Here is a 1,080-nt window from a genome sequence, read left to right as displayed (position 1 = left end):
CTTCGATGATCCGCACGGGTATTTCGACGATTGCGCTGGCGATGCTCCTTGCCGCGCCAGTTTACGCACAGACGGCGAAGAAGGACGTCGCACCTTCGGGTGTGGCGACCCCAGCGGCGGCGGACGCTTTCCTGGAGCGCGCGACCAAGGAGGCCGAGGCGTTCTCGGTGGACGATGCGCGGATCCAGTGGTTGTACGCGACGTACATCAACGACGATACGTCCGCTTTGGTCGCCAAGAGCGGAGCGGAAGGGACTGAGATGCTGGTCCGCTTCGCGCTAGAGGCGGCGAAATATGACAAGGTGAAGGGGCTGTCGCCCGATACCGCGCGCCAGCTGGGCATCCTGCGTTCCGGGATCACCTCGCCCGCGCCGACGCGGGCGGGCGCGGCAACGGCACTGTCGAAGCTGCAGACCGACATGCAGACCGTCTATGGCACCGGCAAGGGGACGCTGAAGGGTGTGCCTACGAACGGCAGTGACATCGAGGCGGCGATGGGGACGAACCGCAATCCCACTGAGCTGAAGGAGATGTGGACGAGCTGGCACGACAATGTCGGCGCGCCGCAACGTGCCGATTACCAGCGAGCGGCGGGCCTGCTGAACGAGGGTTCGCGCGAGCTTGGCTATAAGGACACTGGCGCCATGTGGCGGTCGAATTACGACATGCCGCCGGAGGAATTCGCCAAGCTAACCGACAAGCTCTGGAACGAAGTGAAGCCGCTATATGAAGCGCTGCACACCTATACCCGCTGGAAGTTGAACGAGAAGTACGGCGATGCAGTCCAGAGCAAGACCGGTCCGATCCGTGCCGACCTGCTCGGCAACATGTGGGCGCAGGAATGGGGCAACATCTATGATGTCGTCGCGCCCAAGGGCGCGGGCGATGTCGGATATGATGTCGGCGAACTGCTGGTCGCGAAGAAGTACGACGCGATCAAGATGGTAAGGGCAGGTGAGGGGTTCTACTCGTCGCTGGGGCTGGCACCGATGCCCGACACCTTCTGGAAACGATCGCAGTTCGTAAAACCGGCGGATCGCGAGGTTCAGTGTCATGCATCGGCATGGAATCTGGATAATG

The 1,080-nt window shown here is 62.2% G+C and carries 1 protein-coding gene; it reads left to right on the top strand.

Features of this window, described 5'->3' with window-relative positions; translation table 11 throughout:
• Positions 1-5: 5 nt before the first annotated feature.
• Positions 6-1,080, top strand: a 1,075-nt coding sequence (locus U1769_RS25375; protein WP_332720925.1) for a M2 family metallopeptidase, incomplete at its 3' end; no start/stop codon positions are given.

It is taken from the genome of Parasphingomonas zepuensis (genome assembly GCF_036663735.1).
Lineage (GTDB): Bacteria > Pseudomonadota > Alphaproteobacteria > Sphingomonadales > Sphingomonadaceae > Sphingomonas.
The sequence above is the reverse complement of the archived record's forward strand: the minus strand, read 5'-3'. Positions and strand labels throughout refer to the sequence as shown.